Raw genomic sequence first — 19671 nt, 5'->3', positions numbered from 1 at the left:
GAGTGTGTCCCCGCTGCCTGGAGAATTCCTGGCAACGGGCCGGGAACACTCAGAGGAAGCGCAGCGGGTCGAACTCCTCGATCGGGATGATCCGGACGCGCGGCAGCGGGGTCGTGAAGGCCTGCACGTCGTGCTCGAGATCGAGGATCTCGAGTCCCCGGCCGGTCAGCTCGGTCATCCGCAGGTTGACGAACTCGCGGAAGCCCAGCAGACCCACCCGGCGGTCGTCGCCGAGGAGCGCCTCGACCTGGGGGATGAAGTCGCCGTCGTGGCTCGCGAGCACCACGCTGCCGGGGCGGTCGCGCAGCGCCTCGAGGGTGCGCTGGATACCCATGTCGACGACCTTCTCGGTCCCGTTGCCGGCGAGCGGCACGGGCCGGTAGCCCATCGCGAGGAGGGCCTGGACGAACGGCATGGGGAGCTGGCCGGACGTCGCGTTGAGGAAGAACAGCGGGACGACGGGTGCGCCCCACTGGGCCCCCACGAAGGACGCGATCCGGTCCCAGCGAGGGCGCTCGTCGGGGCTGGGACGGTGCCCGAGCACGCTCATCCCGAGCGTCGCGTCGATGTTCTCGCCGTCCACCAGCAGGTACGTCGGGGCGCCCGCCGACCCTGCGCCGTCGGCGGCGGGCTGGGAGGGGGAGACGGTCGCGCTCGGGTCGCTCATGCCGCCAGCCTATCGGCGCCGCGCCCGCCGTCCCGCGAAGTACCCCGGCGGCCGGTCTACTTCGCGAGGTATGCGGGCGGCCGGGGTACTTCGCGGACCTGGGGCGTGCTACCCCACGGGACGGAGAGGAGGCGGGGGACGGGAAGGGCGGGTCCGGCCGTCGCCGGCCGGACCCGCCCTCGGAGCCCGCGCTGAGGTGCTCGCGCGGTGTGCAGCCCTGGTTGCCTTCCGAGCGCGAGGCCCGGTGGTCCCGACCTAGGACTGCGCGTCGGTGGCCGGCGGCGCCGCGATCGCGGGCGTCACCGGGGTGGGTGCGACGTCGGGCGTCGCCGAGCCGGAGCCCTTGAGCGCGGCGAGCCGGGCCTCGATCTCGATCTCTTCGCCCGAGCTCTGGAGCTCGGCGAACTGCGAGTCGAGCGAGGACGCGGCGATCTCCGCCTGCCCCTGCGCGAGGGCCTCCTGGCGCCGGACCTTCTCCTCGAACCGCGAGACCTCGCTCGTCGGGTCGAGGACGTTGATCGAGCCGATCGCGCTCTGGACCTGCTGCTGCGCCTGCGCGGTCTTGGCGCGGGCGACGAGCGAGTCACGCTTCGACTTGAGCTCGTTCAGCTTGTCCTTCATGGTCGCGAGGCCGGTCTTGAGCTTCTCGACGGTCTCGCGCTGCGAGGCGATGAGCGGCTCGGCCTGCTTGACCTCCTGCTCGGACTGGATCTGCTTGCCGAGCGCGACCTTCGCGAGGTTGTCGAACTTGTCGGCGTTAGAGGCGTCGCCCGCGGCCCGGTACCGGTCGGCCTGCGTGGACGCGGCGAGCGCCTTCTGGCCCCAGTCCTGCGCGGCCTGGACGTCCGCGTTGTAGTCCTGCTCGGCGAGCCGGAGGTTGCCGATGGTCTGGGCGACCGCCTGCTCGGCCTCGGCGATGCTGTTCGTGTAGTCGCGGACCAGCTGGTCCAGCATCTTCTGGGGGTCCTCCGCGCTGTCGAGCAACGCGTTGATGTTCGCCTTGGTGAGCTGGGCGATGCGCCCGAAGATGCTCTGCTTCTCGGCCATGTCCTTGCCTCTCCGTCGTCCGGCGGTGATGCCGGTGCCGCCTGTGTCGAGCCTGCCGCGGGTCCGGCCCGCGCGCCGCCTCAGAATCGTCCGCCGGTGCTGCGGTCCCCGCCGCCGCCGCCGAAGCCTCCTCCGCCCCCACCGCCCCAGCCGCCGCCACCACCGCCGAAGCCGCCGCCGCCGCGCAGGATCGAGTCGATGAGGATGCCGCCGAGGATCATCCCGCCGACGTTCGAGCCGCCGCCTCCGCCGGGCCCGCGCTGCTGGTTCGACCACGTCTCGACGTCGCGCTGCGCGAGCTGCTGCGCCTGCTGGGCGTACTGCTCGGCCTGCTGCGCGAGCGAGAGCGCCTGCTGCGGGTCGCTGTCCTTGAGCGCGATGGCCTGCTGGAGCAGGCGTGCCGCCTCGGACAGCCGCGTGCGTGCCTCGGGGCCGACGGCGCCCTTGCGGGTGTCGATGAAGTCGTTGACGGCGCGCGTCTGCGAGTCGACGCGGCCGATCGTCTGGTCGAGGAGGGCGCGCGCCTTCGCGTCGGCCTCGGCCTTCTCGCGGAACGGCGCGAGCGCCTCGTCGAGCGCCGCCTCGGCGGACGTCAGTCCGGCCTGCGCGGCGAGCGGGTCACCGCCCGTGCGCGCGGCCCGGGCGGCGCTCACGGCGGCCTGTGCCGGGCCGACGGCGGCCTGGACGCCGGGGTCGGTGGGCGCGAGCCGCTGCGCGTCGGCGAGGTCGGACGTGATCGACGCGATGCCCTTCTCGAGGTTCTCGCCCGCGTGCGCGAGGGCGTCGCCCGCGTGGTCGACGGCGTCCAGCAGGGTCGCGGCCTGCCCGACGGCGGTCCCTCCGGCGCGCGAGCGGGCGACGGCCGCGCCCCGGTCGCCACGCTGGACGTCGGCCCGCCCCTCGGCCACGGACCGGAGCGCGCCGTCGAGCAGCGCCGACGCCTGGTCCGGGTTGCCGACGACGGACGCGAGCGCCGTCGCGGGGTACGTCCGCGCGAGCTCGGCGAGCGTCGAGCGGGCCGGGTCGACGCGCGCCCGCAGCTCGCCGGCGCGCTGCTCGATCTCGTCGAGGACCTGGGGTGCGCGGGCCTCGAGCTGGCGGAGCTCGTCGAACTTGGCCGCCTGGGCCTTCATGGCGTCCGACGCGGCCCGGCACAACGTGACGATGTGGATGAGCATCCCGCGGGCCTGCGGCTCGGTCTCGGGCTGGTCGTCGTCGAGCTGCTGGCGCAGGGCGAACGCCTGGGCGACCTTCTGCTTCGCGTCGTCGAGCGCGACCTGGAACTCCTGGGTGGCCTCCTGGCCGAACTGCGCCTGCGCGAACCCGAGCTCCTGCTCGGCGGACTTGGCGTCGTCGTCGATGGTGACGAGCGCGTTCGCCGCGCGCTTCTGCAGGTCCGCGGTGGTGAGCGCGGCGAGCGCCTCGGGCGCGTCGGGGTCGGTGCCCGGCGGGACGTAGCGGCCGCCGCGCTCCGCGAGCGTGCGGCCGCGCCGCGAGGCGCGGGCCACGAGCACCACGATGAGGACGAGGACCCCGAGGCCGAGCACCCACCAGACCCACGCCGTCGACGAGCCCGAGCCGCCCTCGAGCGCCTGGGCGCCCGCGATCGCCGCGCCGGCCCAGTCGTCGTCGGACAGGTGGGCGCGGATCGTGTCGTCGGCCTTCGCGAGGTCGGAGTCCGACAGCACCGAGGTGTCGGCCTCGACGCGCAGCCCGTAGGCGCGGTCGTCCGTCGCGACGGCGAGCAGGAGCTGGTTCTTCCCCAGCTGCGACTTCGTGGCCGTCTGCTTGGCCCAGTCGTCGCCCGACAGCCCGTCGAACGACGACACGTACACGACCCACAGGTCGAGCGGCGTCTTCGCGGACAGGTCGTCGAGCGCGGCCTTCACGTCGTCCTCGTCGCTCCCCGTGAGCGCCCCGACCTGGTCCGTGACGGGGCCGGAGAGGCGGAACGGCGCCACCTGAGGCAGGGGTGCTGTCGCCCCCGCGGACGACGGCACGAGGAGCACGGGCAGGAGGACGAGCGCGAGCAGCGCGAGCACGGCGGACGCGAACGACCGCCGCGGACGGGGAGGGTGGGCCACGTCCTGATACTTCCGTGCGGCCCGTCACGCCGCAACCAGGCTCGCGGCACCCGGGCGCGTCGTCGCAGCGACGACGCCCGGGCGGTTCGGCGGCGCCTCACAGGGCCCCGCGGACGGCCCGACGTCAGCCCGCGAGCTCGGCCTCGAGGTCCTCCGCGTCGACGATCCGGTACGCGTAGCCCTGCTCGGCCAGGAACCGCTGGCGGTGCGCCGCGAAGTCCTGGTCGACCGTGTCCCGGGCGACGACCGCGTAGAAGTGCGCGGTCCGGCCGTCGTGCTTGGGGCGCATGACGCGGCCCAGGCGCTGGGCCTCCTCCTGGCGCGACCCGAACGACCCCGACACCTGGATCGCGACCGACGCCTCGGGCAGGTCGATCGAGAAGTTCGCGACCTTGCTCACCACGAGGTGCTGGATCTCGCCCGTGCGGAACGCGTCGAACAGGCGCTGGCGCTCGCGGACCGTCGTCTCGCCGGTGATGAGGGGCGCGTCGAGGTGCTCGGCGAGCTCGTGGAGCTGGTCGATGTACTGCCCGATCACGAGCGCCTGGTCGTCGGGGTGCCGCGCGAGGATCTGCTCCACGACGCGGTTCTTGCCCGACGCCGACGACGCGAGCCGGTACTTGTCCTCGGGCTCGGCGGTCGCGTAGGCCATGCGCTCGCCGTCGGGCAGGGTGAGGCGGACCTCGACGCACTCGGCGGGCGCGATGTAGCCCTGCGCCTCGATGTCCTTCCAGGGCGCGTCGAACCGCTTGGGCCCGATGAGGGAGAAGACCTCGTCCTCGCGGCCGTCCTCGCGCACGAGCGTCGCGGTGAGCCCGAGGCGGCGCCGCGCCTGCAGGTCCGCGGTCATGCGGAAGATCGGCGCGGGCAGCAGGTGGACCTCGTCGTACACGACGAGTCCCCAGTCGCGGGCGTCGAGCAGCTCGAGGTGCGTGTAGACGCCCTTCCGCTTGGTCGTGAGGACCTGGTAGGTCGCGATGGTGACGGGCTTGATCTCCTTGCGGGCGCCCGAGTACTCGCCGATCTCGTCCTCGGTGAGGCTCGTGCGCTTCACGAGCTCGTCCTTCCACTGCCGCGCGCTCACCGTGTTCGTCACGAGGATGAGCGTCGTCGTGGAGGACTTCGCCATCGCGCCCGCGCCGACCAGGGTCTTCCCGGCGCCGCAGGGCAGCACGACGACGCCGCTCCCGCCGTGCCAGAAGCTCTCGACCGCGTGCTCCTGGTAGGGGCGCAGCTCCCACCCGTCCGGGGTGAGGGCGATGTCGTGGTGCTCGCCGTCGACGTATCCCGCGAGGTCCTCGGCGGGCCAGCCGAGCTTCACGAGCACCTGCTTGAGGTGGCCGCGCTCGGACGGGTGCACGACGACGGTGTCCTCGTCGATCCGCTCGCCCAGCAGGCCGGCGGTCCGCTTGGACCGCAGCACCTCGGTGAGGACGGCGCGGTCGAGCGACTGGAGCACCAGCCCGTGGGTGGGGTGCTTGACGAGCTGGAGCCGGCCGTAGCGGGCCATCGTCTCCGCGACGTCGACGAGGAGCGGGTGCGGCACGGGGTACCGGCTGAAGTCCATGAGCGCGGCGACGACCTGCTCGGCGTCGTGCCCGGCAGCGCGCGCGTTCCAGAGGCCCAGCGGCGTGAGCCGGTAGGTGTGGACGTGCTCGGGGGCGCGCTCGAGCTCCGCGAACGGGGCGATGGCGCGGCGCGCCTCGGCGGCGCGCGGGTGGTCGACCTCGAGGAGGAGGGTCTTGTCGCTCTGGACGATCAGCGGGCCGTCGGTCATGCGTCCTCCGTGCGGGTGGTCGGGACATCGAGCTCAGCGGAGGCCGGGGCGGGTCTCGCCGTCGGCACGACGCGCGCGATGCGGTGGACCGCGACGGTGAGCTCGGCGTCGCGGGCAGGGTCGACGGCGCGCAGGCGTCCGCCCTCGAGCCGCAGCGGCCGGACGGTCCGGGTCACCGGGACGCCGCGCGCGTCGACGGTCTCCAGGGAGACGAGGGACTGCTCGGCGATCGCGTCGTGCAGGAGGCCCAACAGGTCTCCGGGCTCCGTTGTTCCCCGGCGCTCTGCCGTCTCCCGGGCCGTCGTGCCCCGGGTGCGGGACCGTGCGCCGGGCGCCGCGTCGCGGTCCGGCCGGGCCGTCTCCAGCACGCTCCCGTCGCCGCGTCCCCAGGAGGCGTCGGCCTGGGCGAGCGCGTCCCGCGAGCGGAGCTCGGCGACGACGGCCTCCGCTCGCGCCGCGACGAGGCCCGCCGCCCGGGCGGCCCGCTCGGCGGGCACGGGAGCGGGCGCGACGGGCGCCCCGTAGCGCGAGCGTCCTCGGCGTCGGCCGGGCGGGACGGTACGGGGCCGTTCCGTCTCCGTGCTGACGGTCCGGCCCTCGTCGTCCTCGAGCGCGGCGCTCACGCCCGACGACGCGAGCGCCGCCCGCAGCTCGGCCGCCGGGACGTGGGCAGCCAGGACGGTCGGGCCGAGCTGGTGCAGGCCCGTCGCCCGGAGGGTCGGGTCGGCGAGGAACGACGCGACGAGCGCCGGGTCGTCGACGCGGACGTAGCTGAGCGCCGCACCGACGCGCACCCGGCCGAACCGGCGGGCCGCGTCCCGGACCAGGTACTCGAGCGGCTGCGGGACCGCGCCCCGGGTGTGCCGGGCGAGCGCTGCCAGCAGAGTGTCGGCGTCGCCCGCGCTGCCCGCCGCGAGGGCGCGCGTCACCGAGTCGAGCGTGAACCGCACGGTGAGGGCGCCGCCGCGCGACTCGACGGTGGCGGCGTCGTCGACGAGGCGGGCCAGGTCGCGCGTCGGGCGGCCCGGCACGATGCCCGTGAGGTCGCCCTGGAGGAGCAGGTCGTCGACCTCGGGCGGCAGGACGGCGTCGAGCGCGGCGACCGGGTCGGCGTCGTCTCCGGCCCCGCCGTCCGCCTCCGCGAGGAGCGCGGCACCCGGTCCGCCGAGCGTCCCGAGCGCGACGACGCCCAGCAGCTCCGCCCCCCGCCACACGCCGGCCACCGCGTCCCGGGGCGGGACCGCCCGCGGGGAGCTCCAGGCGAGGACGTCCTGGACGTCGTCGGCGGTGAGCGGAGCGGACGACGACGCCGCGGCGTCGAGCACGGTGCGCCGCAGCCGCGCCGCCCAGCCGGCGGTGTGCGCGGGGTCGAGCGCCGAGCGCAGGGCGCCGGCCGGGTCGCGCGTCGTCGCGACCCAGGGCGTGCGGGACGACGCCAGCCAGGCGCGCGCGAGGTCGGCCCACCGGCCCGCGACGTCGTCGGCGAGCCAGGCGTCGACGAGCGTCGTGGGGACGAACGAGGCGGGGACCTCGCCGTCGTCGGCGACCAGCTCCGCCGCGAGCGCGACCTCGGCGACTTGGGCGGCGGTGGGCTCGTCGACGTCGAGGCGCAGCGCGAGGCGGCGCAGGTCGCGCGCGCCGAGCCCCCCGGTGCGCAGGACCAGCGGCGGCGACTGCTCCCACGCGTGCACCAGGTCGGCCACGAGGCGCACCGACTCCTCCGCGGCGCGGCCGGCCTCGGCGTCGACCGTCGCGGTCGGGTGCGCACTACGGTCCGGCGCGGGCGGGGCGGGGCGGACGCCACGGTGCGTGAGCCCGCTGCGGAGCGCGAGGGCCACGGGCGCCCGGAGCGCGACGCGTCCCGCGTCGTCCCCGGCGAGGCGCTCGAGGAGCCCGTGCTCGACGAGCCATCGCGTGGCCTCGACGGCGCGCGACTCCGACCGGGGCGCGACGCCGACCGGCGGCCCCCACGCCAGGGCGTCGAGGATCGCGCGCGCACCCGGTGGGGCGTCGTCGAGCGGGGCCAGTGCGCGCTCGTCCGGGGCGGTCGCCGGCTCGGGGGCCAGGAGCCCGGCCGGGTACGGGCCGAGGGCCTCGAGCACCCCGGGCGCCGCACGCAGGTCCGGCGCCGCGCCCGGCGCCGCCGCGTCCCACACGAGCGCGAGCAGGACCAGGCGGTCGGCCGTGGCGCTCGCGGCGGCGGCCAGGTCGTTCGCGGGGAGGTCGTCCGCGGGGGCGAGCCCCCCGGCGACGGCGTCGGCGGTGAGCCGGTGCGCCTCGCGGTCGTGCGGGTCCGCGCCCCGGACGGCGAAGGCCTCGAGGACCTGCAGCGTGAACGTGTCGAGCTCGGCCAGCGCGCGGTCGACGCTCGCCCGGCCCGTGGCGCGGGCCGCGAGCGAACGGATCGTCGAAGGGGAGGGGCTCGCCAGGTCGGGCCGGGCGCGCAGCAGCGCGACGAGCGCCGCGTCGTCCCGCCCGCGCAGCGCCTCGCTGAACGAGAGGGCGCCGGTAGGTCGGGCAGGCGCGGCGCCGGTGCTGCGAGCGGTGCTCCGGTCGGGCCTGGCCATCCGATCGAGTCTACGGTGCGGGCGGCGGGGACGGTGGTCGGTCGAGGTGGATGCCGAACAGCTCCTCGTACGCGGCGAGCGGGTCCGGGACGTCCGCGGTGGTGCGGCTGCCGTCGGCGGCGGTGCGGACGAGCGTGGAGCCCGTCAGCGTGACGCGTCCGCCGTCGGGCAGGAGCAGCGAGCACACCGGACCGCGCGCGAAGTGCGACGCCGGGGACGTGCTGTGCCACCAGCAGGTCGGCACGAACTCGGAGAGCTCCCGGGGCCGGGTGTCGAGGCGGAGCTGCGGCGTGCCGTCCCGCAGGACGTCGAGGTCGCCGTAGGACGCGGTGCGTACCGTGTAGACGCCGTCCGGGTCGGGCTGCTCCTCGCGGCGGCCGAGCCCGATCGGACGGTGGTGGGAGCGGCCGAACCCCACGTCGACCAACCACGGCTCGTCGAGGGCCACCCGCAGGGCGAGGTGGTCGAGGGGGATGCCGGGTCCGTCGTCGCCGAACACCTGCGCCGCGAGCAGGTCGACGTCGTACCCGAGGGCGCGCAGCAGCGCGGCGAACAGGCCGTTGAGCTCGTAGCAGAAGCCGCCGCGGCGCCGGTCGACGATCTTCCGGACGAGCGTGTCCTCGTCGAGCTCGACCGGCTCGCCCAGGTGGATGCCCAGGTTCTCGAACGGGACCGTGCGCAGGTGCGCGAGCTGGAGCGTCCGCAGCGCCTCGAGCGTGGGCGCGGGCGGCGCGGGTGGCAGCCCGATCCGCCCGAGGTACCGCGCGACGACGTCGGGTGTCATGCCTGCGACCCTACGACCCGCGCGCCCCGCTACGGTGAGGCCATGTCCCGTGGACGCACGCACCAGGACGGCTCGGCCGGCGACGTCGACTACGCGGCCCACGGCGTCGGCTACGCGGACCTGCGCCGCGCCGACCCGCGGATCGCCGCGGCGGTCGACGCCGCGCTGGGCGACGCGCGCACGGTCCTCAACGTCGGGGCGGGCGCCGGGTCGTACGAGCCGCGCGACCGGGCGGTGACGGCCGTCGAGCCGTCGGCCACGATGCGCGCGCAGCGCCCGGCCGGCCTCGTGCCCGCGATCGACGCCACGGCCGAGTCCCTGCCCTTCGACGACCGCACCTTCGACGCCGCCATGACGACCTTCTCCGTGCACCAGTGGGGCGACCTCGCCGCCGGGCTGCGCGAGGTGCGCCGCGTGACGCGCGGGCCGGTCGTCGTGCTCACGTGCGACCCGGCGCTGCTGGAGCGGTTCTGGCTCGCCGCGTACGCGCCCGAGGTGATCGCCACCGAGGCCCGCCGCTACCCCGCGCCCGAGTCGATCGGGGCGCTGCTCGGGGGAGACGCCGTCGTCCGGGGTGTGCCCGTCCCGCTCGACTGCACCGACGGCTTCGGCGAGGCGTACTACGGACGCCCCGAGCGCCTCCTCGAGCCCGAGGTGCGTGCGGCGATGTCCGCGTGGAGCTTCGTCGACGACGCCGTCCACGCGCGGTTCGTCCGCGACCTCGGCGACGACCTCGCGTCCGGGGCGTGGGACGCCCGCCACGGCCACTTGCGCACGCAGCCGACGTTCGACGGTTCGCTGGTCCTCGTCGTCGCGGGCTGAGGCCGCGTCAGCCCGCGGGCTCCTCCGCGACCGCGGCGAGACGCTTGAGCGCGTCGAACACGAGGTCCACGTCGTCGCCGAGCGCGGACTTGAGGACCTCGTCGTACTCGACCGCGGCCACGCGCATCCGCTCGAACGACGCCCGCCCTTCGAGCGTGAACGCGATGCGCAGGACGCGTCGGTCGTGCTCGTCGCGGGTGCGCGTGACGAGCCCGCGCTGCTCGAGCGACGTCAGGTGGTGCGTGAGGGTCGCGTCGGTGATCCCGACGGTGCGGGCGAGGTCGCGCTGGGTCGGGTTCGAGCCGCGGGCGAGCGCCAGGAAGATGAACCAGACGGCGCGGTTGCCGCCGGCGTCGTCGAGCCGGCGTTCGAAGGCCCTGTTCACGGTCTGGGTCGTCTCCCAGAGCGTGATGCCGAGTGCCCTGTGCTCGCCGAAGCTCATGAGGGAAGCGTAGCCGCGGTTCTTTGGACGTCAGATCGTCAGGGCGCTAACCTCTTGATATCTAATCGTTTGCTATCTAACGTTGTTGCGGACGGACCCGCCCGGGGTCCGAGGGGAGGCGGGACGATGGCAGCGATCGACGACGTGAGGGCCAGGCTCGGCGGCTGGGCCGGGCGTCTGCTGGCGAGCGACTGCGCCGGGTTCGAGGACGTGGCGCCCGTGGTCTTCGCGGGAGACGGCGCGGCGCCGGCGCTCGTGGCGCGACCTCGCGACGCGGGGGAGGTGGCCGCGGCCGTGCGTGCCGCCGCGGAGACGGGCGTGCCGTTCGCGGTCCGGGGCGGCGGCCACGCGTACGCGCGGTACGGCACGGTGGCGGCCGGACTCGTTCTCGACCTGCGCCTGCTCGGGGGCGCGCGGATCGACCCGGGGCGCCGCGTCGGCGTCGCGTCCGCGGGCACGACGGCGGGGGACTACACCGCCGCCGCGGCGGCGCACGGCCTCGCGACCGGGTTCGGCGACACGCTGAGCGTCGGCGTCCCCGGGCTCGCGCTCGGCGGCGGGATCGGGTACCTCAGCCGACGGGACGGGCTCACGCTCGACAACGTGCTCGGCGCCGAGGTCGTCCTCGCGGACGGCAGCATCGTCCGGGCGTCCGACGACGAGAACGCCGACCTGTTCTGGGCGCTCCGTGGGGGCGGCGGGAACTTCGGCGTCGTCACGCGCCTCGACCTCCGGCTCACGCCGACCACGGTGGTGACGGGCGGCCTGCTCGCGTTCGCTCCGGACCCGACGACGGTCGGCGCGCTGCTCGCCGCGGCCGCAGCCGCGCCCGACGAGCTCTCGCTCATGGTCAACGTGATGAAGGCGCCGCCCGCGCCGTTCCTGCCGGCCGAGCGGCACGGGACGCCGATCGTGGTCGCGCTGGTCTGCCACTCCGGTTCGCCCGACGTCGCGGGCGCGGTCCTCGCGCCGTTCCGCGCCGCGGGCACCCTGCTCGTCGACCTCGTCCGACCGCAGCCCTACCCCGACCTGTTCGGGCTCGCACCGAACCAGGTCGGTACGTGGCCCGCGCAGCGGACCGGGTTCGTGGAGACGGTCGCCGAGGACGCTGCCGCCGCGGTGATCGACGCCGTCCGGACGGCGCCCACCCCGGTCGCCGTCCTCAACCTGCGCCCGATGGGCGGTGCGATCGCGCGGGTGCCGCGCGACGGTACGTCGTTCGCGCACCGCGACCGGGCTGTCATGGCGACGGTCGGGGCGGTCAGCCCCGCGGGTGCCGGTGCTGCCGACGCGCGCGCCTGGGTCGCCCGCGCCGCGGACGGGCTGAGCCTCGGTGGCGCCGCGTACGCGAACTTCGTCGCTGAACCCGGGGCGGCCGCGGCCTCGGACGCGTACCCCTCCGAGACGCTCCGGCGCCTGCAGGAGGTCAAGCGCCAGGTCGACCCCGGCAACCTGTTCCGCTCCAACCTCAACGTCCTCCCGGCGGAGGCGCCCGCCGCCGTCCGCGCCTGACGGGACGTGCGAGAGGGGACTCCGGAATCTGCTGCCACGGCCGTCGTCGGGCAGCAGATTCCGGATTCTCGACCGGCGCCGGGCGGGGTGTTCCCAGGGACGGACACATCTCCGTGGCCCGAGGTCGCCCCGGGCCGGTACGCTGGATCGCTGAGCATTCCCGACGACACCGCAGAGGTTCTACGTGCCCACCGGCAAGGTCAAGTGGTTCGACACCACGAAAGGCTTCGGCTTCATCGCGTCCGACGAGGGCGGCGAGGTCTTCGTGCACGCCAACGAGCTGCCCGACGCCGCGAACGTGAAGCCCGGCGCCAAGGTCGAGTTCGGCGTCGCCGACGGCCGCCGCGGCCCGCAGGCCATGGGCGTCCGCCTCCTCGAGCCGGCGCCGTCGGTCGAGCGTGCGCAGCGCATCCAGAAGCGCAAGCCCGCCGACGACATGGCCGTCATCGTCGAGGACCTCATCAAGCTGCTCGACAGCGTCGGCAACGGCCTGCGCCGCGGCCGCTACCCCGAGAAGGGCGCCGCGACCAAGGTCGCGACCGTGCTCCGGGCCGTCGCGGACGACCTCGAGGCCTGACATGGCGGCGACGACGGACCCTTCCACCCGTGCCCGCGCCACCCGCACGGCGCGCACGACCCGCGCGGCGCGCGGTCACGACGCGGTGCTCGAGGGTGCCGTCGAGCTCGCGCTCACGGCGGCCCAGCAGGACGCGGAGTCCGCGTCCGACGTCGGGGAGCACCTCGGGGTCACGGTCGACGCCGAGCGGTTCGCCACGCACCGCTTCGCCTGCACGATGCGCGGGTACACGGGCTGGTACTGGTCGGTCAGCGTGTCGCGCGTCCCGCGCGGCCGGACCGCCACGGTCTGCGAGGTCGCGCTGCTGCCCGGCGACGGCGCGATGCTGGCCCCGAGCTGGCTGCCCTGGTCCGAGCGCCTGCGCCCGGGCGACGTCGGCACGGGCGACGTGCTGCCGTTCCTCGCCGACGACCCGCGCCTGGTTCCCGGCTACACGCCGACGGGTGACGAGGACGAGGACCGCGTCGCGATCGACGAGCTCGCGCTCGCGCGGGTCCGCGTGCTCGGTCCGCAGGGCCGCGACGAGGCCGCCGAGCGCTGGTACCGCGGCACCCGCGGCCCGACGGCGCCCGGTGCGGTGGCTGCCGACGCCGAGTGCGCGTCCTGCGGCTTCCTCGTGCCCCTCCAGGGAGCGCTCGGACAGGTCTTCGGCGTCTGCGCGAACGCCTGGTCGCCCGACGACGGCAAGGTCGTCAGCCTCGACCACGGCTGCGGCGCGCACTCCGAGACGGACGTCCCGCAGCACGCGACCGACTGGCCCGCCCCGGACCCGCTGATCGACGAGCTGAGCATCGACGTCGAGGCCGCGCCCGAGCCGGCGGTCGCCGACGAGCCCGCACCCGTCGAGGAGCCTGCGGCCCCTGCGGAGGCGGCCGCCGAGCCCGCCGCGCCCGAGGAGCCGGAGGCGGTCGTCGAGGCCGCGCCCGCGTCGCCGGAGGAGGGCGGGCCCGTCGCCGAGGCGTCGGCCGAGGAGACCACGCCCGCGCCGTGAGCGACGCCCCGGCCGACCCGTTCGGCACCGCGGTCCTGCGGGACGCCGCCGTCCGGGCCTGGCAGTCCTCTCCGACGCGCCTGCGCGAGGACGCCAACCTCGAGGAGGATCACGCACGCGGGTGGTACCGCGACCGCGTGGTCGTCGAGCTCGCGCAGAACGCCGCCGACGCCGCCGCGGCCGGAGACCCGCCCGGTGAGCTCACGCTCCGGCTCGTCGTCCCGCCGCGCGGCGGGGTGCCGGCGAGCGAGGGTGGACCGGCGGGCTACCTGGTCGCCGAGAACACCGGCGCGCCTCTGACCGCCGAGGGTGTCGCGTCGCTCGCGTCCCTGCGGGCGTCGACCAAGTCGCTCGCTCCCGCCACCTCGGGCGAACCCCCGGCCGCGGCGAGCGGGGCGCCGGTGGGGGCCGTCGGCCGGTTCGGCGTCGGGTTCGCGGCGGTGCGGTCCGTGTCGGACGACGTCGTCGTCCTCACCCGTGACCCCGGGTCCGACGGTGTCAGCGGCGTCGCGTTCTCCCTGACCCGCACGCGCGAGCTCCTCGCCGAGGCCGGCCTGGACGACCGGCTGCCTGGTCGTGGCGAGGCGCTGCCCGTCCTGCGCCTGCCGTTCCCGGTTCCTGCCGACGACGCCGACGGGATGGCGGACGCGGTGGGCGCCCCCGTCCTGCCGTCGACGGGCCGGACCACGGCCGTCGTGCTTGCGTTGCGCGACGACGACGCCGTGACCGCAGCCCGGCGTCAGCTCGACGGCCTCGACGCCGCGCTCCTGCTCGCGCTCGGCGCCCTCGACGTCGTGCACGTCGAGGCGGGTGCGGCGGCGCGCGTCCTCGACCGGGACACGTTCTCGCCGGCGCGTGGGTGGCGGGTCGCGACAGCGCACGGCGCAGTCCCCACCGAGCTCCTCGCGGACCGTCCCGTCGAGGAGCGCGACCGCACCGGCTGGAGCGTGACCTGGGCGCTACCCGTCGACGACACCGCCCCGGGCGAGGTCGCGCCCGGCGTCGTGCACGCGCCCACGCCGACCGCCGACCGCACGTCGCTGCCCGGTGTGCTGGTCGCGACGCTCCCGCTCGACGCGACCCGGCGGCACGTGGTCGAGGGCCCTCTCGCGGAGCACGTGGCGCGCGAGGCGGGGGCGCTCTTCGCACGCACCGTCGCGGAGGTCGCACGGGACCGTCCGCGCGCCGCGCTCTCGCTCGTGCCCGGCGGCGTCCCCGCCGGGTGGGTCGACGCCGTCGTGCAGGAGGCCGCGATCGAGGCGCTGCGTGACGCGCCGCTGTTCGACGGGACGCCCGCCCGCGAGGCGGTCGCGATCCAGGGACCCGTCGGGGCCGACGGCGTCGTCGTCGACGCGCTGCGTCCCGCGCTGCACGGCCTCGTCGTCCTGCCTCCGTCCGCGCGGGCGGCTGCCCGCCTGCTCGGGGTGTCCGTGCGGCCCCTCGCGGACGTCGTCGAGGACCTCGCGCCCGGCCTGCCACCCGGTGGGTGGGGAAAGGCGCTCGCCGCGCTCGCCCCGTACGCGACCGACCCCGGCGTGCGCGAGGCGCTCGCCGCGCTGCCCGTGCCCGTCGTCCCGGCGGCCGACGCCCCGGGCGCGGTGGCGGTCACCGTCCGCGGGGCGCGCGGCGTCGTCGCCGGGGCGGCGCCCGACGCGGTGCTCGACGCGTTCCGGGCCTGGGGCGTACCGGCCGTCCACCCCGACGCCGCGCACCCCGTGCTCCACGACCTCGGCGCCCTCGCGCCCGACGACCCCGCGGTCCTCGACCTCCCGGCCGTCAGGGCCGCGATCCTGCGCGCCGCCGACGACACGGACGAGCCCGACGACGACGCCGCGGCGCACGTGCTGGCGGTGGTCGGTGCGGTCCGCCGGGCCCATCCGGCGGCGACGCTCCCGCGCTCCCTCGCGGCGGTGCTGCTGCCCGCGCTCGACCGCGAGACGGGCGAGCCCGCCGCGTCGCAGCCCGCGGGCGACCTCGCCGTCCCCGGGACGTGGGCCGCCGACGTGCTCGACCTCGACCTCCTCGACGTCGGCGCGCTGCTCCCCGCGGCGGGCGCCGGCACCGCCGACCTCGCCGCGGACGCCGTCGCGCTCGGTGCGCACGCCGACCTCGACGTCGTGGTCCTGCGGGACGTCGTCCTGCCCTCGGCGGGCGAGGACGCCACCCTGCCCGACGGCCTCGACGACCTGCTCGGCGACGACGTCCTCGACCACCTCGAGACGCTCGCCGACCGCGTGGGCGGAGGGACGCTCGTCGACGAGCTCGACGTCGTGGTGCCGCTCGACGCCGTGCCCGACGACGCGACCGCCGAGGTCGTGCGGCACGTCCTCGCCGACCCCCGGCTGCGGGCTGCGCTGCTGGCGCGCCCCTTGGGCGAGCCGTCGCACCTGGCCGGCTGGGTCCGCGCGCGGCTCGGTGCGCCGTTCACCGTCCCGGCGGCCGTCGCGGCGGCCGCGCACGTGCCGTTCGTGCCCGGGCTCGACGCGACCGCCCCGGACGTCGCCGGGCTCGACGACGCCCTCGCCGACCCGCGGGTCGCCGAGGCGCTCGGCGCGGTCAGGAGCCTCGCCGAGCTCGACGTCGACGCGCTCGGCGACGTCCTCGACCGCGTGGCCGACCGTGCGCCCGACGACGAGGTGCCTCTCGCCGACGCCGCGGCCTTGTGGCGGGCCGTCAGGTCGGCCGCGTCGGGCGGTGCCGTCTGGGACCCTCCGCCGGACCGGGTCCTCGCGCTCGTGCTCGACGACGCCGGCCGTCCGCGGGCGCGCGTCGTCGAGCCGGCGGACGTGCGGGTCGGGTCCGGGCCGCACGCCGCCGTGCTCGGACCCGTGGTGCCGGCGTCCCCGGACGAGGCCGGGGCCGTCGCGGACGCGCTCGACCTCGACCTGCAGCCCGACGACGTCGCCCCCGACCGCGAGGCCCCCGCCGCCGACGGCGAGGTGCGTGCCGGGTCCGGGGACGGTCGGCCGTGGGACCTTCCCGCTTCGGTGGCCGCGCTCGTCCCCGGGCTGGCCGTCGTGGCGGTCCGGCACGAGCACCTGGTCGTGGCCGGCCACCGGGTCCCGTGGTGGGTGACGCGGAGGGCGGACGGTCCGGGAGACGCACCGGACGTCGTCGTGCACGCGACCACGACGGACGGGCTGGCGCGCGGCCTCGCGCTGGCCGCGGGGGACTGGACGCTGCGGCACGCGCTCGCGGCCGCGCTCGCGGACCCGTCCGCCGCGGACGCGCTCGTCGCCGAGACCGCCTGGGACTGACCGCCGGCGGTGACGCTCGTCCTCGGACGAGCGCCACCGCCGGCGAACGGCCGTCAGTGGGCGTAGACCTCGATCTCCGAGAGCTGCGACGCGGGCGGCCAGCCCGTGTTCCCGCTCAGGGTGAAGGTCAGTGTCCGCAGGTCCGTCGCGGGGAACGTGATCGTCACCGCGTTGTCGTCGACGGCGGGGTCGAGGGTGTAGTCGGTGGCCGGGACGAGCGGAGCGCCGTCGGCCTCGATCCCGATGTTCTGCGTGCGCGCGCCCCAGCCCGGGGGGAGCCGCAGGACGATGCGGTCGACGGAGAACGTCTCGCCGAGGTCGAGCGTGACGGTCTGGGGGTAGCCGGCGCCGTCGAGGCTCTCGAAGTACGTGGCGGGGTTGCCGTCGACGGCGTTGGCGGGACCGAACCCGCTGGCCTGCGAGCTCGACGTGATGCTCCGGCCGAGCGCGAGGTTGCCGTCGGGGTCGAACCCGACGCCCGTCAGCATGACGACGTACGGCCCGGCCGGCGAGGTCGAGTCGATCGTCACGAGCCCCGAGTAGTTCGCGGACGCCGTCGGGCTGAACGCGAGCTCGAGCGTGCACGACGCGCCCGCGGCGACCGTGGTGCAGCCACGCGTGAGCGTGAACCCGGCCGGCGGACGCACCTGCTCGACGGTCACCGCTCGCGGGCCGGGGTTGTGGATCGTGAGCGTGCGTGCCGTGGTGGTGCCGAGCTCCTGGAAGCCGAAGTCCACGCCGGTCGCCTCGGCCAGCTCGAGCTGGCCGAGCGCGGGGAGGGTCCGGGTGGTCCCGTTCCAGCCGGTGGTGCGACCCTGCCGGGTCAGGGCGAAGCCGCTGCCGTCGTCGAGCACGCCGAACGGGCGGCCCTGCGTCGAGGCCCCGAGGTGCGTCGCGACGACGTCCCGGAACGTGCCGGACCCGGCTGCCTCGAGCTGGACCGCGAAGGTCCCGGCGCGGTCGATCCGCACGTCCGAGACGTCGAGCCCCGCGACCGACGACCCGTGCACCTGGATCGCCGCGTACGACGAGTCGAGGATCGTCAGGCCGTGCGCGACGACCCGTCCCGTGATCGGGGCGTCGGCCGCCCACAGCCAGAACGCGCCGTCCTGGACGGGTTCGTCGGGGTTGAGCGATCCCGTGCGGAGCAGGACGTCGTCGGTGACGGTCGTGGTGCCCGCCAGGGGGACGGCCCCGAACCGGTTGCCCACGTGCACGCCGCCCCCGTGCGTCACGGTGTCCGCGGCGACGGAGCGGGTCACGGCGTTGTCGTGGCCGCCGTAGACGGCGTACGCGTTGGCGAGGATCGGCAGCACGACGGTGTCGCGCGTGAACGCGTTGTCGTGGTCGGCGTCGCGGTCCGACCACATGGCCATCCCGTCGTCACCCGTGTTCCGCACGAACGTGTCCGACACGGTGGTGTGCGCGACGCCGTCGTGCAGGTTGATGCCGTCGGCCCAGGTGTTCTGGATCCGCAGCCGGGACAGCGTGAGCCCGTCCGAGGGTCCGTCGAGCCACGCGCCGACCTTGGTGTGCTCGATCCACAGGTCGGTGATCGTGGACCCGCCGCCGATCACGCCACCGAGCCCGGAGTCCGTGGTCTGGTCGTTGCGCACGACCGTCGTCCCCTCGATCGCGAAGCCCGACAGGTGCACGCCCGTCGATCCGGGCGCGCCCTTGCCGAACACCCCCACCTTGTCGCCGGTGAGGGTCGTGTACCAGGCGCCCGCGCCCACGACGGTCACGTCGTCGACCACGAGCTGCCGGTTCACCCGGTAGGTCCCGGCCGGCACGTACAGGGTCTTCCCCGCGGACGACGCCGCGTCGATCGCCGCCTGCAGCGCCTCGCCCGAGTCCGTGGTCCCGGTGGGGTCCGCGCCGAACGCCGTGGCGTCGACGGAGCCGCGGGGCGCGGCCGTGCGCGTCGCGACCTCGAGGTCGGCGAGGTCGAGGACGGTCCCGTCGGCGTGCGCCGTGAACCGGACCGTCGTGCCCGCGGGGAGCGTCGTGCCGAGGAGCGTGCGGGCGTCGTCGAAGAAGTGGTGCGCGCCGCCGTCGGCCGGGTCGTTGGTGAACGGGTAGTTCCCGTACGCCCAGGAGTAGCGCGACGTGAGAGCGAGCGGGGGGAGGGCGGTGGCGCGCCCGGCGGGGTCGGTCGCGGTCAGGGCGAGCGTCGTGTCGGTCCCGTCGGGCACGGAGTACCGCACGTCGACGGCGTTCGCGGGTGCGGCGAGGACCACGTCGAGGTGCTGCCCGGCACGCAGGCGCACGGCCTCACGGCCCGACGCCTCCGACGCGAGCTGCGTGTACGCGCGGGAGGGCCCGACGACGGTGCCGTCCGTGGTGGCGTCCTCGGCCTCGTACTCGGTGAAGGGGACGCGCGCCCCGACGTCGCCGGTGGCCCCCCGCTGCTGGGCGGTGCCGAGCGACGGGAGCGCCGTGCCGGGGACGCTCGTCGGGGTGGGCCGCGGGGAGGGGCTCGCGTGCGCGGACGCCGGTGCGACGCCTGCGGCGAGGGCGGCGACGGTCGCGACGGCGGCGAGCGCCGCGGGCAGGGTGGAGCGGGGTCGGGTGGGTCTCATCGGAGCGTTCCTTCGCGGATGCCGGGAGGCTCGCGCTCGTCTCGCCGACGGTGGCGAGGCGCGGGCCTCGGGATGCGCGAATGACCAGCCGCTCCGCGGGTCATGCAGGCGCCGTCACGCTAGCGCGTCGGCTGGGTCGTCGACAAGGGAGCCGGGACGACGTCCGCTCGTCAGCCCTGGTAGCGGGTGCGGTTGCGGTGCTCCCACCACAGCCCGACCCCGCCCAGGGCGAGGCCGGCGCACGCCGTCGCGACGAACCGCCCGCCCGTGACGGTGCCCGTCGCCTCGAGCGCCACGGCGACGACGAGGGCGATCCCCCAGGCGGCGATGCCGAGCCAGATCGGGGGTCGCAGGTCGACCCGCTCGGCGGGCGGTTCGGCCCGGCGGCGGTCGGGGTGGAGCACGACGTCCTTCAGGGAGGGCACGCCTCGAGGGTAGCCCAGCACCGTGGCGCTGCGACCTGCGCGGGGGCCCCTCGGGGCACATGTTGGACACTCGTCCAGTTCATCCGGGTGAAAGACGCGTATGACGACGTTGGCAGGTATCGCGCGGACTGTATTCT

General features: G+C 76.0%; 14 protein-coding genes. 5 read left to right on the top strand and 9 right to left on the bottom strand.

The genetic code is table 11. The features are described 5' to 3' along the window. Positions 1-49: 49 nt before the first annotated feature. From ACFT5B_RS15670 to ACFT5B_RS15645, 6 genes are all read right to left on the bottom strand, one after another. A complete protein-coding gene (locus ACFT5B_RS15670; RefSeq protein ID WP_386799874.1) occupies positions 50-667 on the bottom strand; it encodes an NYN domain-containing protein in 618 nt (205 codons plus the stop codon). Positions 668-922: 255 nt separating this feature from the next. Continuing rightward, entirely contained in the window at positions 923-1714 is a 792-nt protein-coding gene (locus ACFT5B_RS15665; protein ID WP_386799872.1) for a PspA/IM30 family protein, read from the bottom strand. A gap of 80 nt (positions 1715-1794) precedes the next feature. Further along, positions 1795-3798, bottom strand: a complete 2004-nt coding sequence (locus tag ACFT5B_RS15660) for a TPM domain-containing protein (RefSeq protein ID WP_386799870.1) — start codon at positions 3796-3798, stop codon at positions 1795-1797. A 124-nt stretch (positions 3799-3922) separates the two neighbouring features. After that, positions 3923-5575 (bottom strand): DNA repair helicase XPB, encoded by a 1653-nt coding sequence (locus ACFT5B_RS15655; RefSeq protein ID WP_386799868.1) that lies wholly within the window; start codon positions 5573-5575, stop codon positions 3923-3925. Then, the gene (locus tag ACFT5B_RS15650; RefSeq protein WP_386799866.1) at positions 5572-8142 is read right to left on the bottom strand and encodes a helicase-associated domain-containing protein; all 2571 of its coding nucleotides are present in this window, start codon (positions 8140-8142) and stop codon (positions 5572-5574) included. The genes ACFT5B_RS15655 and ACFT5B_RS15650 overlap by 4 nt, the downstream gene beginning before the upstream one ends. Positions 8143-8152: 10 nt before the next feature. After that, complete coding sequence (locus ACFT5B_RS15645) at positions 8153-8926, bottom strand: arylamine N-acetyltransferase (protein WP_386799864.1); 774 nt, start codon at positions 8924-8926, stop codon at positions 8153-8155. A gap of 42 nt (positions 8927-8968) precedes the next feature. Here ACFT5B_RS15645 and ACFT5B_RS15640 point away from each other — a divergent pair, with 42 nt between their 5' ends. Beyond that, the gene (locus ACFT5B_RS15640; RefSeq protein WP_386799863.1) at positions 8969-9748 is read left to right on the top strand and encodes a class I SAM-dependent methyltransferase; all 780 of its coding nucleotides are present in this window, start codon (positions 8969-8971) and stop codon (positions 9746-9748) included. 7 nt (positions 9749-9755) lie between these two features. Here the strand turns inward: ACFT5B_RS15640 and ACFT5B_RS15635 are convergent, their stop codons facing one another. Beyond that, positions 9756-10190, bottom strand: coding sequence for a MarR family winged helix-turn-helix transcriptional regulator (locus ACFT5B_RS15635; RefSeq protein ID WP_386799861.1), 435 nt, complete (start codon positions 10188-10190; stop codon positions 9756-9758). A 126-nt stretch (positions 10191-10316) separates the two neighbouring features. On the opposite strand from ACFT5B_RS15635, the gene ACFT5B_RS15630 reads away from it, so the two are divergent. The 4 genes from ACFT5B_RS15630 (at position 10317) to ACFT5B_RS15615 (ending at position 16527) form a co-directional block, all read left to right on the top strand. After that, positions 10317-11702, top strand: coding sequence for an FAD-binding oxidoreductase (locus ACFT5B_RS15630; protein WP_386799859.1), 1386 nt, complete (start codon positions 10317-10319; stop codon positions 11700-11702). Positions 11703-11886: 184 nt separating this feature from the next. Beyond that, entirely contained in the window at positions 11887-12279 is a 393-nt protein-coding gene (locus ACFT5B_RS15625) for a cold-shock protein (protein ID WP_386799857.1), read from the top strand. Between the two features lies 1 nt (position 12280). Further along, entirely contained in the window at positions 12281-13270 is a 990-nt protein-coding gene (locus tag ACFT5B_RS15620; RefSeq protein WP_386799855.1) for a DUF3027 domain-containing protein, read from the top strand. After that, positions 13267-16527 carry a sacsin N-terminal ATP-binding-like domain-containing protein gene (locus ACFT5B_RS15615; RefSeq protein ID WP_386799853.1) on the top strand — a complete coding sequence of 1087 codons (3261 nt, stop codon included), beginning with the start codon at positions 13267-13269 and terminating at the stop codon, positions 16525-16527. The genes ACFT5B_RS15620 and ACFT5B_RS15615 overlap by 4 nt, the downstream gene beginning before the upstream one ends. Positions 16528-16580: 53 nt before the next feature. Here ACFT5B_RS15615 and ACFT5B_RS15610 read toward each other — a convergent pair whose 3' ends face one another. Together ACFT5B_RS15610 and ACFT5B_RS15605 are read right to left on the bottom strand one after the other, a co-directional pair. Continuing rightward, entirely contained in the window at positions 16581-19109 is a 2529-nt protein-coding gene (locus tag ACFT5B_RS15610) for a choice-of-anchor D domain-containing protein (RefSeq protein WP_386799851.1), read from the bottom strand. 170 nt (positions 19110-19279) lie between these two features. After that, a complete protein-coding gene (locus tag ACFT5B_RS15605) occupies positions 19280-19534 on the bottom strand; it encodes a DUF2530 domain-containing protein (RefSeq protein WP_386799849.1) in 255 nt (84 codons plus the stop codon). Positions 19535-19671 lie beyond the last annotated feature (137 nt).

The sequence above is a fragment of the Luteimicrobium sp. NPDC057192 genome, from assembly GCF_042670205.1.
In the GTDB taxonomy this organism is placed as follows: Bacteria; Actinomycetota; Actinomycetes; order Actinomycetales; family Cellulomonadaceae; genus Luteimicrobium.
Note: the sequence above shows the minus strand (reverse complement) of the source record. Positions and strands in the feature narration are given on the sequence as shown.